General features: G+C 32.9%; 11 protein-coding genes. 3 read left to right on the top strand and 8 right to left on the bottom strand.

What is annotated here, in order from left to right:
* Positions 1–69 precede the first annotated feature (69 nt).
* The 7 genes from HM985_RS09770 to HM985_RS09740 form a co-directional block, all read right to left on the bottom strand.
* Positions 70–2,481: an alpha-ketoacid dehydrogenase subunit alpha/beta gene (locus HM985_RS09770; protein WP_179376304.1), complete on the bottom strand. Its 2,412-nt coding sequence runs from the start codon at positions 2,479–2,481 to the stop codon at positions 70–72.
* A 294-nt stretch (positions 2,482–2,775) separates the two neighbouring features.
* A complete protein-coding gene (locus HM985_RS09765) occupies positions 2,776–5,562 on the bottom strand; it encodes a gluzincin family metallopeptidase (RefSeq protein WP_179376075.1) in 2,787 nt (928 codons plus the stop codon).
* A gap of 342 nt (positions 5,563–5,904) precedes the next feature.
* Positions 5,905–6,591 carry an LOG family protein gene (locus HM985_RS09760; protein WP_179376074.1) on the bottom strand — a complete coding sequence of 229 codons (687 nt, stop codon included), beginning with the start codon at positions 6,589–6,591 and terminating at the stop codon, positions 5,905–5,907.
* 166 nt (positions 6,592–6,757) lie between these two features.
* Positions 6,758–6,925 carry a lmo0937 family membrane protein gene (locus HM985_RS09755; RefSeq protein ID WP_179376073.1) on the bottom strand — a complete coding sequence of 56 codons (168 nt, stop codon included), beginning with the start codon at positions 6,923–6,925 and terminating at the stop codon, positions 6,758–6,760.
* A gap of 161 nt (positions 6,926–7,086) precedes the next feature.
* Positions 7,087–9,915: an excinuclease ABC subunit UvrA gene (gene uvrA / locus HM985_RS09750; protein WP_179376072.1), complete on the bottom strand. Its 2,829-nt coding sequence runs from the start codon at positions 9,913–9,915 to the stop codon at positions 7,087–7,089.
* A 163-nt stretch (positions 9,916–10,078) separates the two neighbouring features.
* Positions 10,079–13,000 (bottom strand): AsmA-like C-terminal region-containing protein, encoded by a 2,922-nt coding sequence (locus HM985_RS09745; RefSeq protein WP_179376071.1) that lies wholly within the window; start codon positions 12,998–13,000, stop codon positions 10,079–10,081.
* A 110-nt stretch (positions 13,001–13,110) separates the two neighbouring features.
* Entirely contained in the window at positions 13,111–13,998 is an 888-nt protein-coding gene (locus HM985_RS09740; RefSeq protein ID WP_179376070.1) for a phospholipase A, read from the bottom strand.
* A gap of 268 nt (positions 13,999–14,266) precedes the next feature.
* Here HM985_RS09740 and HM985_RS09735 point away from each other — a divergent pair, with 268 nt between their 5' ends.
* On the top strand, positions 14,267–14,881 hold the full coding sequence (locus HM985_RS09735) for a fumarylacetoacetate hydrolase family protein (protein WP_179376069.1): 615 nt from the start codon (positions 14,267–14,269) through the stop codon (positions 14,879–14,881).
* Positions 14,882–15,067: 186 nt separating this feature from the next.
* Here HM985_RS09735 and HM985_RS09730 read toward each other — a convergent pair whose 3' ends face one another.
* The gene (locus tag HM985_RS09730) at positions 15,068–15,256 is read right to left on the bottom strand and encodes a hypothetical protein (protein WP_179376068.1); all 189 of its coding nucleotides are present in this window, start codon (positions 15,254–15,256) and stop codon (positions 15,068–15,070) included.
* A 106-nt stretch (positions 15,257–15,362) separates the two neighbouring features.
* On the opposite strand from HM985_RS09730, the gene HM985_RS09725 reads away from it, so the two are divergent.
* Together HM985_RS09725 and HM985_RS09720 are read left to right on the top strand one after the other, a co-directional pair.
* The gene (locus HM985_RS09725) at positions 15,363–15,791 is read left to right on the top strand and encodes a DUF2452 domain-containing protein (protein WP_179376067.1); all 429 of its coding nucleotides are present in this window, start codon (positions 15,363–15,365) and stop codon (positions 15,789–15,791) included.
* 157 nt (positions 15,792–15,948) lie between these two features.
* Positions 15,949–16,095, top strand: coding sequence for a hypothetical protein (locus tag HM985_RS09720; RefSeq protein WP_179376066.1), 147 nt, complete (start codon positions 15,949–15,951; stop codon positions 16,093–16,095).
* The last annotated feature ends 426 nt before the right edge of the window (positions 16,096–16,521 follow it).

Genomic DNA, 16,521 nt, shown 5'->3' with positions numbered 1-16,521 from the left:
TTGTTCTAAGCAAAAAAAAACCTTCCTTTAATTTAAAAGAAGGTTCTAATATAAAAATAAATTTAAATTTTATCTCAATTTAGGATAATCTGCAGGATTTGATTCGTGCATGACATCATATACCGCTTCAAAAATATCTTCTGTAGATGGTTTTGAAAAATAATCCCCATCAGTGCCATAAGCTGGTCTGTGTTGGTTTGCTGTTAATGTTGCAGGTGCTCCATCTAAATGTTGAAATGCTTTTTGCTTGTTTAATATTTCATCTAGAATATAAGCAGAAGCTCCACCAGAAACATCTTCATCAATAACCATAACACGATTTGTTTTAGAGATACTCTTCACAATATCATGGTTGATATCGAAAGGTAATAAGGATTGTACATCAATTATTTCGGCATTAATACCTACTTGTACTAATTCTTTGGCTGCTTTTTCTACCAATCGTAATGTAGAACCGTAAGATACTAATGTAATATCGCTTCCTTCTCTAATGGTTTCAACAATACCTATCGGTGTTTTAAATTCACCAATATTATTTGGTAATTTTTCTTTTAAACGGTAACCATTTAAACACTCTACGACTAAGGCTGGCTCGTCACTTTCTAAAAGTGTATTATAAAAACCAGCGGCTTTAGTCATGTTTCTCGGAACTAAAACGTGAATTCCCCTAATGAGATTTAAAACACCCCCCATTTGAGAACCAGAATGCCAAATACCTTCTAAGCGGTGACCTCTTGTTCTAATAATTAATGGTGCTTTTTGCCGCCCTTTTGTTCTATATTGAACGGTTGCCAAATCATCACTCATAATTTGAAGCGCGTACATGATATAATCTAAATACTGAATTTCAGCAATAGGTCTTAAACCACGCATAGCCATCCCTATTCCTTGCCCAATGATTGTAGCTTCTCTAATTCCTGTATCTGAAACACGAAGTTCACCGTATTTTTCTTGAAGACCTTCTAATCCCTGGTTAACATCTCCAATATAACCAGCATCTTCACCAAAAATTAAGGCCTCTGGATAGTTATTGAAAATAGCATCAAAATTTTCTCTTAAAACCACACGTCCATCAACTTCTTCAGCTAAAGGATCGTAAGTTGGTAAAACCTCTGTTTGATTTAAAACACTTTGTTGCGATGCGCTATGTAAATGCGAACTGTATTTAGGTTGAATTGTTTCAATATAATTTGTAATCCAATTTTGAAGGGCTACTTTCTCTGAAGAGTTTTCAGAAACAACATAGCGCAATGCTTTTCTAGTTGCAGTAAGAATATTACGTCTTAAAGGCTCATCAAAACCTTCTAATTCGTTTTTAAGTTTTGTAATAAACGCACCATTAGAACTAGAAGTTGCTAGGTTTTCTAATAGCACTAGGGCTTCTTTTCGTTCTGCTATAATAGGGTTAATAATGGCTTCCCAAGCAGCTTTTTTACCTGCTCTAACTGTTTTTTTAATACCACGCTCAAGGATGGTCAGCTCTTCTTCTGTTGCAATATTATTGGCAATAATCCAAAGACGCATTTGGGCGTTACAATCGTATTCTGCTTCCCATTTTAAACGTTCTGGGCCTTTATAGCGCTCATGAGATCCTGAAGTAGAATGACCCTGAGGTTGTGTTAATTCTTGAACATGAATCATTACTGGTATATGTTCTTTTCTAGAAATCTTAGCTGCACGTTGGTATGTGTCAATTAGTTCAGGGTAATTCCAACCGTCTACTCTAAAGATTTCATAACCTTTTTGTTCATCATCACGTTGAAACCCTTTTAATATTTCAGAAATATTTTCTTTCGTTGTTTGGTGTCTTGCATGTACTGAAATTCCGTACTGATCATCCCAAATGCTAATGACCATTGGCACTTGCAAAACACCTGCAGCATTTATTGTCTCAAAAAATAAACCTTCACTTGTACTAGCGTTACCAATTGTTCCCCATGCAATTTCATTACCTTCTTTAGAAAATTTAGTGGTGTCAATGCCTTTAACTTCTCTGTATATTTTAGAAGCCTGCGCTAGCCCCAAAAGTCTTGGCATTTGTCCAGCTGTTGGTGAAATATCTGCACTAGAATTTTTTTGTTCAGTAAGATTTTTCCATTGTCCGTTTTCATCTAAACTATGCGTTGTAAAATGGCCTCCCATTTGGCGACCTGCAGACATTGGTTCGTTATTTAAATCTGTATCTCCATATAAACCAGCAAAAAATTGCTCAATGGTTAGTTGCCCTATAGCCATCATAAAGGTTTGGTCTCTATAATAACCCGATCTAAAATCACCATTATTAAAGGCTTTTGCCCAAGCGATTTGAGGGATTTCTTTTCCATCACCAAATATTCCGAATTTAGCCTTACCAGTGAGTACTTCTCTACGACCTAATAAACTACATTCTCGGCTTGTTACTGCAAGTTTGTAATCGCTTAAAACTTCCGTTTTAAAATCATCAAAAGTAATCTCTGTTTTAGTCTTAGAGTCTGTATTCATTATTGGAAATGTTTTTTTTTGTGTCATTAGATAAATCTTTCATTAAGGTGTCAATTCGCTTAAAACGAAATGAAACCTATGATATAGATTAGAGTTTTTGATTTTAATCTAAAACGACTTTTAGGATTAGAACCTGTATTTTGTAATTTATCTAGCTCTTGCAAAAGTACAAAAAATAAAAATTTTAAACAATATAGAACTGCGTTATGTTATTGAATAATTCTTTGTATTTTGTTTTTTTTATTAGGAATAATATAATATGAGGCTTTATTTTAACGTTTCAATAAGAATCTATTAATACCACTTTCTTCTGAAGAGACCAAGAAGTACTTGCGGATCAACGGTAAACATAAAGCGAATATGTTGATCGTAATTAGGCTGTGCAATTTCCCAACCTAAATTAGAGTATATAGGAAAGTAGATTTCAAAATAATCCTCTACTAAGCTAAGACGTATACCAGAATCGTAAACAAACTTAGCATTTGTAAACTTGCTTTTTACTAAACCAACATCTCCATAAGCTTGTATGTATCTCCATATAGAGGTGCTAAAATTAGCAGTTGTCATCCATTGATTAGCGTAGGGAGTGTCTAAGATAGATTTGAAACCTCCTTCTGCAATAATAATTTGTTGACTAAAAAGACCTGCGGCTTCAGAACGTCCTAAGTAATTAAAATCGAACAGATAATCAGTTGGTCTATCTAAAGCAAAGCTGAAGTAATCAGAATTTGGTTCTGTATTATTACGTAAGAAATAACCTGTAAAAAATCTAAAATTAATATTTCTGTTGCTTTTAGTGAGTTTTCTAAATTCGTAATTAAAAGCAATTTTACTAAACTTATCTGCGACTTGTAGGTCCGTAAATAATTTTGAATAATTAATAACTCCAGGACTAGAGTGTGTGTATCTTAAATTGAAAACACCATAATTAGGTTCATCAAGTATAACGGTAGCATCGTTGCCTAATTCTCTTTCAATACTTACATATCTAGCAGAAAGTTGATCTGTTTGGTTAGATCTAAAGTGAGAATCGTTTCTAAAACTAAATGAAACAGAAGGCCTTATACTTGTAAAAAAAGCATCTCTAGCAAAAGATTGGTACCCTGCAGAAATACCATAGGTAATATCATAGAGGTTTTGATCTTCAAGATTATGGCTATAAGAAATGGAGGTAGAGCCTGTAAGTGTTCTCGATTTTGTTGCATATTGTGGTGAGAACCTATAATTAAGACGCTTTCTTAAGATAGTCTTGTTGTATACTTTTGTACCTAAGGTTAAGCCATCATAGATATTATTAAATTCTACTAATGGCATAAAGAATATTTGATTGTAATTAGGGTCTTCTATATCTTTAAATAAACGAAATTGTAAAGGTTTGTTGTTTAGAAAAGAGCCATTTACGGCCTTGTAATTATCGCGCTGGTTATATTCAGGGATAACATTGTTATAATCTAAAACAAATTTATCTGTACTATCTTTAGGTAAAGTTATTGTTTTGGTACCTTGAATGTTTTCTACCCATAATTTGCCAATGACTGAATCATTTTTTAGCTTAAAAACAGATATTGGCATCGTATTATCGCGTTTATTCTTTAGTGTTAATTGTAAAGAATCTTCTAATGACTTAACTGACGAAATTTTGAAGTCTATTTTTTTACGAGTATTAACATAATCAGAAAAAAACCAACTGATATCTTTTTTTGTTTTAGAGCTAATGAAGGTTTCAAAATCGTTGATGGAAATTGGTTTTAGCTGATTTGTTTTTACAAATTCTGTAAGCTCATCAGATAAATTAATATCATCAGTAAATTGATCTAAATAGTCAAGTCCAACACCTGCTTTATATTTACCGGCAATATTTGTATTGAATTTGGTTAACGAATCTTTAGAGGTCGTTAGAGGTTGATCTCTGTTTTTTCTTGCAATTTCCATGGAATATAGGAAATATTGAAAGTTGAAATCCAAATCTGAAGCATGAAAAGCTCTAATACCCCAAACGTCTGCTAACGTTCCTAAGAGTTTCATGTCTGGGTAATTCTCTTCAACATAGTTTATCAAATAATAAACTTGAAGCCCTTCACTTAACCAATGTTCTTTTCTTGGGTTAAGTAGTAGAATATTATCAATGTATTTCTTTAAGGCTGTTTTTAAAAGTTTTAATTCGTATTGAAAGTCTTCAGGAAAAGGTCTGAAAAAAGCAGGTAACTGATTTAATCCGTAAAGAGGATCTTTCTGATAATCTATAGAAGTAACTAATAATTGTTTGTGTGGATATTCACCAAGGTTTTTAGTTAAGTATTGCGTAATTCTATCTGTAATTAAAGCTTTTTCTGGGCCAATTAAACCTTTCTCTTTTATGTTAGTTATAAGTATTAAATCATCTGTTTGTATAAAATTATATAATGGTAATTTATATAATGAGAGATACGTGTCTATTCGGTTATTTCCTTTTAAAATAGTGGTTTGGGTATGTGCTTTGTCATTAAAACTAGTGGCATTAAAATCAAGTTCAGATGTTATCTTGTAATTTCTAGGATGCGTAATGCTCAGCGTTAAATCTGCTTTAGGAACAAATAAGTCATCTAAGTTTTTATTACTATAATAATTCCATTTGCCATTGTAAACAGCAGGGGTAATGTACCAATATTTTAAGTCGAAATCTTTATCTTTAGTAAAGCCGTAGTTGGTAAAAGTAGCATCGGGAAGCGTAATTTGATAGTTGAGGCTTATACGATAAGATTCACTTGGTAAAAGAGAATGCGTTAACTTAACCTTTATAACGTCTGGATGTAATTCTAAACGTTCATAATCTAGAGAATCACTGGCAGGATTTTGTATGGATGAAACAGTGGTGAATCCGCGTTGCTCGTCTTTTGCTAAATGAAATTTGGTGCTAAATTCTTCTTCAAAACGTTTTGCTAATGGTGTAGATTTGCTAGAGTAGCTGTTATTCCAATCGTTAAGATAAATTGTTTGTAAAGTATCTTTAGATTCGTTTTTATAAACTATGGTTTGCGTTATGGCAATCGTTTTAGTGTCTACATTGACATTTGCGTTAATATCAATTGTATTTTGTGCCATAAGCGCAGTGCTCAAGAAAACAAAAAAAACAGATATGTAATGTAGTTTATTCAATTATAGAATGATAAATTTTAAAGAATTAGGTGCATTATGTTTGGGTAAATCATTTTGTAAGCTTAAAACATTAAAATAGTGATTAGAATTCCTTTTAAATGTTTTAACGTCTAAGTCTAAATAATTATTGTTAGTTAATAGTGTGTTTTAAAATCACTTTATTAACTTGGACAGCAAGTATATGGTTTGTTATTGTAGTGTCCAAGTTAATACCTTGTGAAATTGAATGATTTTATATCCATTGCTTATTAACTGATAAAAAAATAGTAAATGGAAAATAAGATCTTCTTAGAAATTTGGACTAAGGTCGTAATCTTTATAAAAGTCGTCTAAGATCGCTATTACCTCACCGGGTGTATCAACTAGGTGTATTAAATCCAAGTCATCTGCACTGATATTTTTAGCATCTACAAGTGTTGTTTTTACCCAGTCTAACAAACCTCCCCAAAACTCAGTACCGACTAATATAATAGGAAAACTTTCAATTTTATGGGTCTGTATAAGGGTTATAGCTTCAAATAACTCGTCTAAGGTTCCAAAACCACCAGGCATAACCACAAAACCTTGAGAATACTTTACAAACATTACTTTTCTTACAAAGAAGTAATCGAAATCCAAGCTTTTATCTGAATCTATGTAAGGATTATCATGTTGCTCAAAGGGTAATTCTATATTTAGTCCTACAGAAGTTCCTCCAGCAATATGAGCACCTTTGTTGCCGGCTTCCATAATACCTGGTCCACCACCAGTAATAACTCCATAGCCATGTTCAACAATTTGCGTGGCAACATTTTCAGCTAATTTATAATATTTGTGATCTGGCTTAGTTCTTGCCGATCCAAAGATAGAAACACAAGGGCCTATTTTACTTAGTTTTTCATATCCATTTACAAATTCTCCCATGATCTTAAAGATTGCCCAAGAATCATTTGTTTTTATTTCATTCCAGCGTTTGCTATTACTTTCTGTTCGCATAAGTTTATTCTAATTATAACATGTAAAAGCCATAAATTAATATGGCTCATTTTTACTTTAATTGTTCCTCAAAGTTAAGTTAAATTGATTGAAATTAATATGTAATCTAAAAAAATAAGCGCATCAAAGTGAATTGATACGCTTGAAATTAATATATGATAAAAGGTTATAATGGTTTTCTTCCGGATATTATATTGTAAAGAATAACAATTACGGCAATAACTAATAAAATATGAATAAGACTATTGCTGCTCATGCCTGGAATAACATTTAATAAACCAAGTAACCAAACGACTATACATATAACGGCGACTAACCAAAGAATACTTTTCATAATTTTTAAGATTTTGTTGTTAATATCTTAAAATTATAAAATAAGTAGACGACTACAAAATATTTGGTTTAATCGAGTTAATAATAAGATTATATAAGTCACAGATCACTATTGGTGACGCTTTTAGACTGTTTTATATAAGAAATATTAGTTTTTACACTTTACACCATTTCCTTTTTTAAAAACTTAGCCGTATAACTCTTTTTATCTTTAATAATTTGTTCAGGTGTACCTTTAGCAACTAATTCTCCACCACCTTTTCCGCCTTCATAACCAATATCTATAACATAATCAACGGTTTTAATAACGTCTAAATTGTGCTCAATAATTAATACTGTATTGCCTTTATCTGCCAATTTATTTAAGACTTTCATCAACACTCTAATATCTTCAAAATGCAAACCTGTTGTTGGTTCATCTAAGATATAAAAAGTATTACCAGTATCGCGTTTACTTAATTCTGTAGCTAATTTTATACGCTGCGCTTCACCACCAGAAAGGGTTGTGCTTTGTTGTCCTAGTGTTATGTATCCTAAGCCAACATCTTTAATCGTTTTAAGTTTTCTATGAATTTTAGGTATATGCTCAAAGAAACCAACAGCTTCTTCAATTGTCATGTTTAAGACGTCACTAATCGATTTTCCTTTATAACGAATTTCCAAAGTTTCCCGATTAAAACGCTTTCCTTGGCAAGTTTCACATTCTACATAAACATCAGGTAAGAAGTTCATTTCTATGACTCTTAATCCACCACCTTGGCAAGTTTCGCAACGTCCTCCTTTCACATTAAAACTAAAACGACCCGGTTTATAACCACGTATTAATGCTTCTGGGATCTTAGCAAATAGACTTCTTATTTCATCAAAAGTCTTAGTATAAGTTGCGGGGTTACTTCTTGGTGTACGTCCTATAGGCGATTGATTAATATCTATTACCTTATCTAAATGTTCTAAACCTTTAATGCTTTTGTAAGGCATTGGTTTTTTTACACCATTAAAATAATGTGCATTTAAAATAGGGTAGAGGGTTTCGTTAATAAGTGTAGATTTTCCACTTCCTGAAACACCTGTCACTCCAATCATTTTTCCTAAAGGAAACTCTACATCAACATTTTTTAAGTTATTTCCTGTACAGCCTTTAAGGACTAATTTTTTACCGTTACCTTTTCGTCTTTCTTTTGGAATTTCAATTTCGCGCTCGCCATTAAGGTAGGCCGCCGTCAAAGTATTTTGTTTTAACAGTTCTTTAGGTGTGCCTTGACTAATTATTTCACCGCCAAACTTCCCAGCAAAAGGCCCAATATCAATGACGTGATCGGCACGTTCTATCATATCTTTATCGTGTTCTACCACAATAACAGAATTACCTACATCTCTTAGTGAAATTAAAGAATTGATGAGTTTTTCATTATCACGTTGGTGTAAACCAATACTTGGTTCATCTAAAATATAAAGTACACCGACTAATTGCGAGCCAATTTGCGTGGCTAGTCTAATACGTTGTGCTTCACCGCCGGAAAGCGATTTTGAGCTTCGGTTTAAAGATAAATAGGTTAAACCTACATCTAATAAAAACTGAACCCTATTTCTTATTTCTTTTATAATTTCAGCTGAAATCTGCTGTTGCTTATCAGATAGACGTTCTGTTAAACCGTCTAACCATTGCCCTAACTCTACAACATCCATGTTGGCTAACTCTGCAATGCTTTTACCGTCTACTTTAAAATAGAGCGATTCTTTGCGCAAACGTGAGCCTTCGCAAACGGGACACTCTACTTTGTCCATATATTCTTTTGCCCAACGAACTAATGAGGTTGAATCAGAATTGTATTGACTATCAATAAAATTAGCGACTCCTTCAAAATCAATTTTATAGTTTCTAGCAACTCCTAAGGATTTACTTTCAACAGTAAAGCTATCTTTACCTCCGTGAAGTATTACTTTTTTAGCTTCTTCGGGTATGTCCTTCCAAGCATCATTCAGTGAGAAATCGAAGCGTTGTGCTATGGTTTCAAATTGCTTAAAAATCCAGCTTTTCTTTTGTGGGCCATGTGGTGCTAAGGCACCATTTTGTATAGACAGTGTTTCATCTGGTACTAATTTAGCGTCATTTACAACATACAATTCTCCAATACCGTTACAATTAGAACAAGCTCCTTTAGGTGAGTTAAATGAGAAATTATTGGGTTCAGGATTAGGGTAGGATATTCCTGAAGACGGACACATTAAATTCCGGCTAAAGAAACGCGGTTCGTTAGTGTCTTGATCAATTACCATGAGCACATCTTCACCATGATACATAGCGGTGTTGATGCTTTCCATAAGACGTTTATCATTGTCTTGCGTATTATCAATCTTCAGTCTATCAATAACAATTTCTATATCGTGGGTTTTATAACGGTCAAGTTTTAAGCCTTTTTCAATATCTACAATATTCCCATCGGTTCTTACTTTTACAAAGCCTTGCTTGGCAATTTGCTCAAACAATTCGCGATAATGTCCCTTACGGGATCTTATTACTGGTGATAAGATATTGATGCGTTTGCCTTGGTAAGATTTTAAAATTAAGTCTCTTATCTGTTCGTCGTTATAACTCACCATTTGTTCACCAGTATTAAAACTGTAAGCGTCTGATGCACGCGCGTATAATAAACGCAGAAAATCATAGATTTCAGTAATGGTACCGACTGTAGAACGTGGAGATTTACTCGTGGTTTTTTGCTCTATGGCAATCACTGGAGATAAGCCATCAATCTTATCCACATCTGGGCGCTCTAAATTGCCTAAAAACTGACGGGCATAAGCAGAGAAGGTTTCAATATAACGGCGTTGACCTTCAGCGTAAATGGTATCGAAAGCTAAAGACGACTTCCCACTACCAGATAAGCCTGTAATAACGACAAGTTTATCTCTTGGTATGGTAACGTCTATATTTTTTAGGTTGTGAACACGTGCTCCCTGTACTTCAATAGAATCGTTAAAATGGCTCATATAAGGTTAAAATCTTTCTTTTATGTTGTGCAACTTTTTCTGTAAAACTTACAGATTTGCAAAGGTACAAATTATAGTTTTTACTTTTAATAGGCCGTTATGGTAGTAAGAGGTTCTTTTTGTGCTTTTTAAATCGCTATAAGAATAGTGTTTTATGGCTGCCTTAGTTTTTAATTTTAAGCGTGTCTACTTTTTGAGCCTTTAATGAATCGAGATTAATGTTCTGAATACTTTTTTGCATTTTGCTTATCTCATCAATAGACATGCCTTCTCTAATAGAATCTTTTAAGATAGACATGCGTACAATATCATCTTCAGTATAATCTGAAGTGTCATTGTCATCAGAATTAAGGTCAGATGATTTTTTACCTAGCTTTACGTCAAACTCATCGCTATTACCTTCTATAACCACCGGGATTCCGATAAGACCTAGTGGTGGTAATCCTATTCGCATTTTTAGACTTAACATGCCATCTAAAGTTGTTTGTCCTTCTAATCGTAACCTAAATGGACTTACTTTAAATTTAAACTGTTCTAATTCTAATACATTATTATCTAACTTAGAATTGATGGTAATTTCTGATATTTTAGGATCATTTAGGGCTTCAAATCCTGATTTTTCAGAGACTTTACCCAACAGTTTATAATTGTCAAATTTTACATTATGGACTTTTAAAACGCCTTCTCCTTTTAAAGCAGGTAATACGGGGAGCATTTCTTGGTCTAATGTTCCTGTTAATTTATAATCTACTGAAGCAATCCCTGAGGCTTGGGCTGCCGCTGGTGCTAGTTCTTTAAATAAATCAATACTGTTGTACCCTTTTTCGATATTAAGATTTTTAACTTTAATAGCCATAGCGAATAAAGCTTGGTCTACAGCGGTTGGTTGGTAGAATCCGCTAAGATCTGCTGTGCCATCTGCCATTTTTAGGTGACTGTTTTTTAAGAATAAACTCTGTTCTTTTACGCCTAAATCACCAGAAAGCGCATTGATCATTAACTTGTTATATTGTAAAGTGTCTATTTTAACTTCAATTGCTAAATCTAAATCTTTAGGGATTTGCATTACTCCGCTTACCACTGCTTCTACTGAGTTTGTTGAGGTTAGATCCGTTTGCTGCTGTAATTGTTCTTGTTTCGGAAAGAATTCTGTGATATCAATTTTAGAAGAGGTTAATTTTAAATCTCCTCGTAATACACCTTTTTCATATAAGGCATAATCGAGATAATTTTGAAAATAACCATTCGCTATAATATCTGAAGATTGGTGCAATACATTAAGATTAGAAAAAGCCATTCTATCATTCAAGAATAAAAATTGACCATCTTTTATAAAAACAGGATGTTGAAGCGCATCTGCATTCATTTCGATATCCTTAAGTATAAGTGTACCGCTATGTGCGTTATCGTTTTTTGGGTTGTTAAGTTGTCCTTTTAAATTTAAGTCCGCCGTAAGTTGTCCGTTAGCTATTAAGACAGGTAGTTTAACAACTCGGTTTAAGGTTGTGAAATCTATTTTTCCTTTCCCTGTAATAAGATATTCTAAATTATCAAAATTTTTAAAAACGCCACTGCTTGTAAACTGATTTTCTAGAAAACTAAAATTTAAGGCATTTATGGTTAAAGAAGACGAAACATAGGTTTGTCCTTCATTTTTAACAACGGCATTTAAGGTAATATCTTTAATTGGTTCAGGGTGGCCTGATGTTAATAGATAGCCTTTAGATAAGTTAAATGTTCCATTTGTTTTTGGAAATTTAGAGCGCGAAGGTTGGTAAACACCGTCGACAGCCATAGCTGCGATTAACAACCCATTAAATTGAAGATCAGGAAGTTTTAAAGTTGTATTTAAAGTACTGAGGTTAATGTTAGATTTTAGATTAGACTTTATATACAATGAATCCATTTTACCTTGCACAAGCATTTGTCCTGAGGTTGTTTCATTATTCAAAGAAAAGTTAAGGCTATCCAGTTTCATTTTTATCTCATTGCCTGTAAGATCACCTTTAAAATTTAGGTATAGATTTTCTATAGCTTGGTCTGCATCGATATGTTTTATTTTACCATCATAGATATTCACTTCAACATCGGTCCGTTCTATTTCAGATGCTTTAGGAACAATACCTGTATAGCCTGTAAGCTGTAGTTTAGCATCTAGATCTCCGTTAAGCGAAACGGTTTTAGACCATTCGGTGTATTTTGGGGGTAAAGCACTTACAACGTCTTCAAGTGTGCCGGCTTCGGTGTTAAATACCAAATTGTATGCAAACCCGTTTTCAAAAACTTCTAGTTTCCCATGGAAATTTACCTTTAATTCATTTAAGGCAATGGTGTTTTTATCTAATGCAATTGAGAGGTTCTCAGTATCGTAAATGGTAAAAGAACGTGCTCTTAATTTCTTGCCTTTTAAGTAATCTACATGATCAAAAACCACATCGATACTCGTAATGTCTAATTTAGAACCTAATTCTAACTTCCCTTCAACAAGTCCACCTTTACCATTATAATTCAATCCATTAGAAATTACAGTAATACCAAGGTCTTGGTCTTCATAATGCACTACGGCATTGTCAATCTTTAAATGTTTTAAGTTCAGATTCAAGCCTAGTGCAGTCGTATCTGTTTTAGTGTCTATTTTAGAAGCAGCAAGTGTGTCTGTAGTTTTAAATATATCGTAATTATTTCGGCCAAACTTATCTATAACTAATTTAATATGGCAATCAGTTAAGTAGGTCTCATTAATTACCACTTTATCCGAAAAAATAAGTTTAAACACATTAATGCCAAAGCCAAGTTCTTTTGCCGTTATTAAAGAGTCTTTTTCAAAAGGTTGCGAACTAGAAAGATTAACATCTTCAAATGAAAAAGTTAGAGACGGAAAATGATTAAAAAATGAAATATTAGAGTCCTTAAATTGAAGTTCTGTTGCTAAGTTCTCGTTAATCCCTTTTTTTATCTGATTGGCAATAACATCATTAAAAAGGCTTGGAATAGCAAGCATACTAATAATTAGTAGCGCAATAATACTTATGGTCCATTTTAAGATTTTAATCAGTAGAGTTTTCTTATTATTAACCTTTTTCATTACAGCGTACGTTTGTTAGGGTTCTAAGCGGTCAAAAATAATATTATTTTCAACGTAGCATCAGGCTATTCACACTAAGAAACTGTTAAAGTATACAAATTCCATAAGGGTTACCAATTATAAAGCGAAAGTCCTAAGCCAATGGTATTTTGGTAGTGATTATAATCTATTAACGTTTCACCATAACCTGTAAATAATTGCGCGTGTAAGTTTAAATTTTCGTTGAGCGGATAGAGGTAGTTAAATTGTAAGTTACCGTGGTTATCATTGAGCTTAAATGAATTATTAAAAATAGCGTAAAAAGTATGTTTGCTTAGTTTGTAGGTGGCTGTAATGCTGGCATTGCCAACGTAACTTGTAATAAGTGGGTTTTCGTCTTCGTCATCAGGCAATCTAAACCAAGGAGAAATCTCTAATTGTAGGTTTTTAGTTTCCATAGCAAGACTGAATATAAAGCGGTTCCAACTTCGCGATCGTGGTAGGTCTCGACCATTAGATTGGTGGTTAAAACTAAAGCGCGCCATTTTTATAGTAAACCCAGCAAATTTTAAATTAAGTGGATAGGTTAAAATCAACTCGGGCTCATAGTTTAATTCCCTAAAAGCGCGCGAGATATCGGTATTGTAAATTTGCCAATGGGCTATTTGGGTGTAACCAAGCCATAAATCTCCTTCACCAAAGAGTATAGATTCTGCAATCTTAGTTTTAAAACTAAGCTGAAACTTAGCTTCAAAACTGTTGTAATCTACAGGCTCTGTTAATGAATAATCTGGATTTTCGCTATAAGGTAATTTGTTTGGGCTGTTAGACCATCTTGCAGCTGTAACATATATAGGCTTGTAAGGTGTAAGCTTAAAAGTCCCTTGTTTATTGGCTTTGTCTAAATCCCAAATATTTTCTATGGTTTTCAGTGCTCTAGGGCTTTCAATTAGAGCTTGAGTATTGCCTTTAAAACTAATGATCAGCAATAGGGTTAGGATAATTATGGTTTTAGTCATCTTAAGATGTTTAATTGGTGCGGTGATGCAAATCTATTTTATAATTTCCTATTTTGTTGATTTTACCTAAGTTTTTGATTTATAAAATCATTGCAAACAGAGTAGAGTAATCGTTTTAATATTTATTCTACATTTTAATAAGCAGTGTTTCTTAAGGCTTCACCTTAGCAATAGTTCTTTTTTTAAAGGTGTATTTTCCTTCTTTTTATAGCGTTCATTTAAAGTTCTTTTTTACCTTTAGTCCTGTTAATTTAAAACTAAAAACAACATGAAAATAATAGGGATTGGCAAGAATTACGTCAACGATTTATCTGAAATAAGTGCTATAAAAACAGGCACTCAAACCATATTTACCAAACCAGATTCTAGTTTAGTCGTAGGGAATAAAGATATAGAATTTCCTAAAATCACCAATCAATTGGCTTATGAGGTAGAGCTTGTGGCTAAAATAGGTAAGCGAGGTAAGGATATAACTTTAGAGGATGCAGAGTCTTACATTTCTGAATTAGCAGTGGGTATTGATTATACGGCTAAAGATGTTTTAAGTGCAAGTAGGGAAAATAAAGGACCTTGGGCATTAGCTAAGGGATTTGATGGAGCATCACCAATATCAGCATTTAAACCTGTAACAGATTTTTCAGACTTAAAAGCAATTAATTTCGATTTAAAAATTAACGGTGAACAAAAACAGGTAGGAACCACAGGACTTATGATCTACAGTTTTAAAGAAATTATAGCTTATGTATCTTCGTTTATGACTTTAGAGGAAGGCGATCTTATTTTTACAGGAACTCCTGCTAGTGGTACTGGTTTAGTAGAAAAAGGCGATCATTTAGAAGCTTCTATTGAAGGAGAGTTGCTTTTAGATTTTAAAATGATTTAACCTTAAAATATAAAGTCGAAAAAAAAATGTGGTGCTCAAGTTGAAGTGCCACATTTTTTTTTTACTAAAATATAAAGTTTAGTAAGTGACTATTCTTTACGGTCAATCTTATTATAGGCACGGATAATCAATATGGCCCAAATAATCACACACACCGAGACAAAGATTGAAAAAGAAAAAATGATATCATTTGCCTCCATTTAAAATTTGTTTTATAAAGATTGCGAATCCTAATATTGTTGGTGCCCATAGTCCAATAAAGATGGCATGAAGCTCATCTCCTCTTAAAAATAAATACTCGGCAACCACAATGATTAATGCACATAGTGCTAACATAAAAAGGTTTAAGGGACCTATTCTTTTTGTAAAGTTCATTCTGGGTAAATTATATTAATACTTTAAATTTAATAAAAAAAAGATAGCCTATTCCTTTTTATGAGCCCTAAATGAGTTTTATCTTTGTGAAAAGCCTTTTTAAGATATGTCTAAATCCAAGAAACCAGATCAAGTTGTATTTAATGAAGATACCCAACAATACGATGCAGCTTTAAAGCCGTACGGAACTAGCGTAGGCGCCCCAGCAATTCAAGTAACAGACAACTCTTCTTGGAAAACTAGAAATATTCACAAAGCTAATAAGCAAATAAGAGCCAAGTATCTAGAGCTTAAAGCAGCCTATGACAAAATGATGGAAGAGCTAGAATACAATAATTTGGTTTATAATGCGCGTTACACCTTTGAGCCTATTATAGGTGAAACTTATCATTTATACCGCGATAAGAAAGAAGAACCTTTTCTATCCATTATAGCACCTACGGACTGTAATTTCGATTATATCGGAAGTTTTCTACTCAATAGCGAGTTGATATGGAAAAAGATAACGACCGAAACAGGACTTCAGTCTTCTTAGTTTTGTGTTTTTGTTCATTTTTTACGTTGATTGTTTCTAAAACGCAATCTAAATGTTAATAGAATACTAAATATTTGATATGTGGTGTTTTATGTTGTTTTTAAACATCCAAAATGATGCATAATGTCGTATATTTAAAATAAAACGACAAAGCATTATGAAACTACTAGAAGAATTTAGAAACAGGCTACAAAAAACAACATTAGACCTTAAAGAAGAGGATTTTAACGATCCTTTTAATGATACAGATCCATCAGATACAAATATAGCATCTAACGATGACGACATGTTTTTGTTTATTTAATGATGAGGACTAATCCTTATGGCTCTAACTCCATTAGCAAGACTATAATTTTGGTCTGTGCCGTGTTGGGGGTGCTCAAAAGATTCGTGTAAAGTATAAGAATAAAAACAAGATCCCAAAGTCAATAGTTAGCAAACGGTCACTTCCCTAATTCTAGCGCAGTCAGAAACAAATATTTTCAGAAATAAAGCGCCATAACTAAACATAAGAATCCAAATTAAGCCACTCTATAATAATCACCTCTATTAGTAAAGCATTTGTAAATGCTAGGTAGACAAATGCATTTGTATTAATGAGAACCAAATTAATACAATAAATAGGCTTCAGTAATTTCCTAATAAATCATTATAACTTTCTATAGATGATTTTTTTTAATCTCAATAAATAAATTTTGGATGTTTGTAGCCCATGGCAATCGATAATTTT

This window comes from Winogradskyella wichelsiae, assembly GCF_013403925.1.
Classification (GTDB): domain Bacteria; phylum Bacteroidota; class Bacteroidia; order Flavobacteriales; family Flavobacteriaceae; genus Winogradskyella; species Winogradskyella wichelsiae.
The sequence above is the reverse complement of the archived record's forward strand: the minus strand, read 5'-3'. Positions and strand labels throughout refer to the sequence as shown.

Excerpts from the sequence above, each read along its gene's own strand:
- HM985_RS09770 (WP_179376304.1), bottom strand. The coding sequence starts at position 2,481 with ATGAATACAGACTCTAAGACTAAAACAGAGATTACTTTTGATGATTTT.
- HM985_RS09765 (WP_179376075.1), bottom strand. The coding sequence starts at position 5,562 with ATGGCACAAAATACAATTGATATTAACGCAAATGTCAATGTAGACACT.
- HM985_RS09760 (WP_179376074.1), bottom strand. The coding sequence starts at position 6,591 with ATGCGAACAGAAAGTAATAGCAAACGCTGGAATGAAATAAAAACAAAT.
- HM985_RS09755 (WP_179376073.1), bottom strand. The coding sequence starts at position 6,925 with ATGAAAAGTATTCTTTGGTTAGTCGCCGTTATATGTATAGTCGTTTGG.
- uvrA (WP_179376072.1), bottom strand. The coding sequence starts at position 9,915 with ATGAGCCATTTTAACGATTCTATTGAAGTACAGGGAGCACGTGTTCAC.
- HM985_RS09745 (WP_179376071.1), bottom strand. The coding sequence starts at position 13,000 with ATGAAAAAGGTTAATAATAAGAAAACTCTACTGATTAAAATCTTAAAA.
- HM985_RS09740 (WP_179376070.1), bottom strand. The coding sequence starts at position 13,998 with ATGACTAAAACCATAATTATCCTAACCCTATTGCTGATCATTAGTTTT.
- HM985_RS09735 (WP_179376069.1), top strand. The coding sequence starts at position 14,267 with ATGAAAATAATAGGGATTGGCAAGAATTACGTCAACGATTTATCTGAA.
- HM985_RS09730 (WP_179376068.1), bottom strand. The coding sequence starts at position 15,256 with ATGAACTTTACAAAAAGAATAGGTCCCTTAAACCTTTTTATGTTAGCA.
- HM985_RS09725 (WP_179376067.1), top strand. The coding sequence starts at position 15,363 with ATGTCTAAATCCAAGAAACCAGATCAAGTTGTATTTAATGAAGATACC.
- HM985_RS09720 (WP_179376066.1), top strand. The coding sequence starts at position 15,949 with ATGAAACTACTAGAAGAATTTAGAAACAGGCTACAAAAAACAACATTA.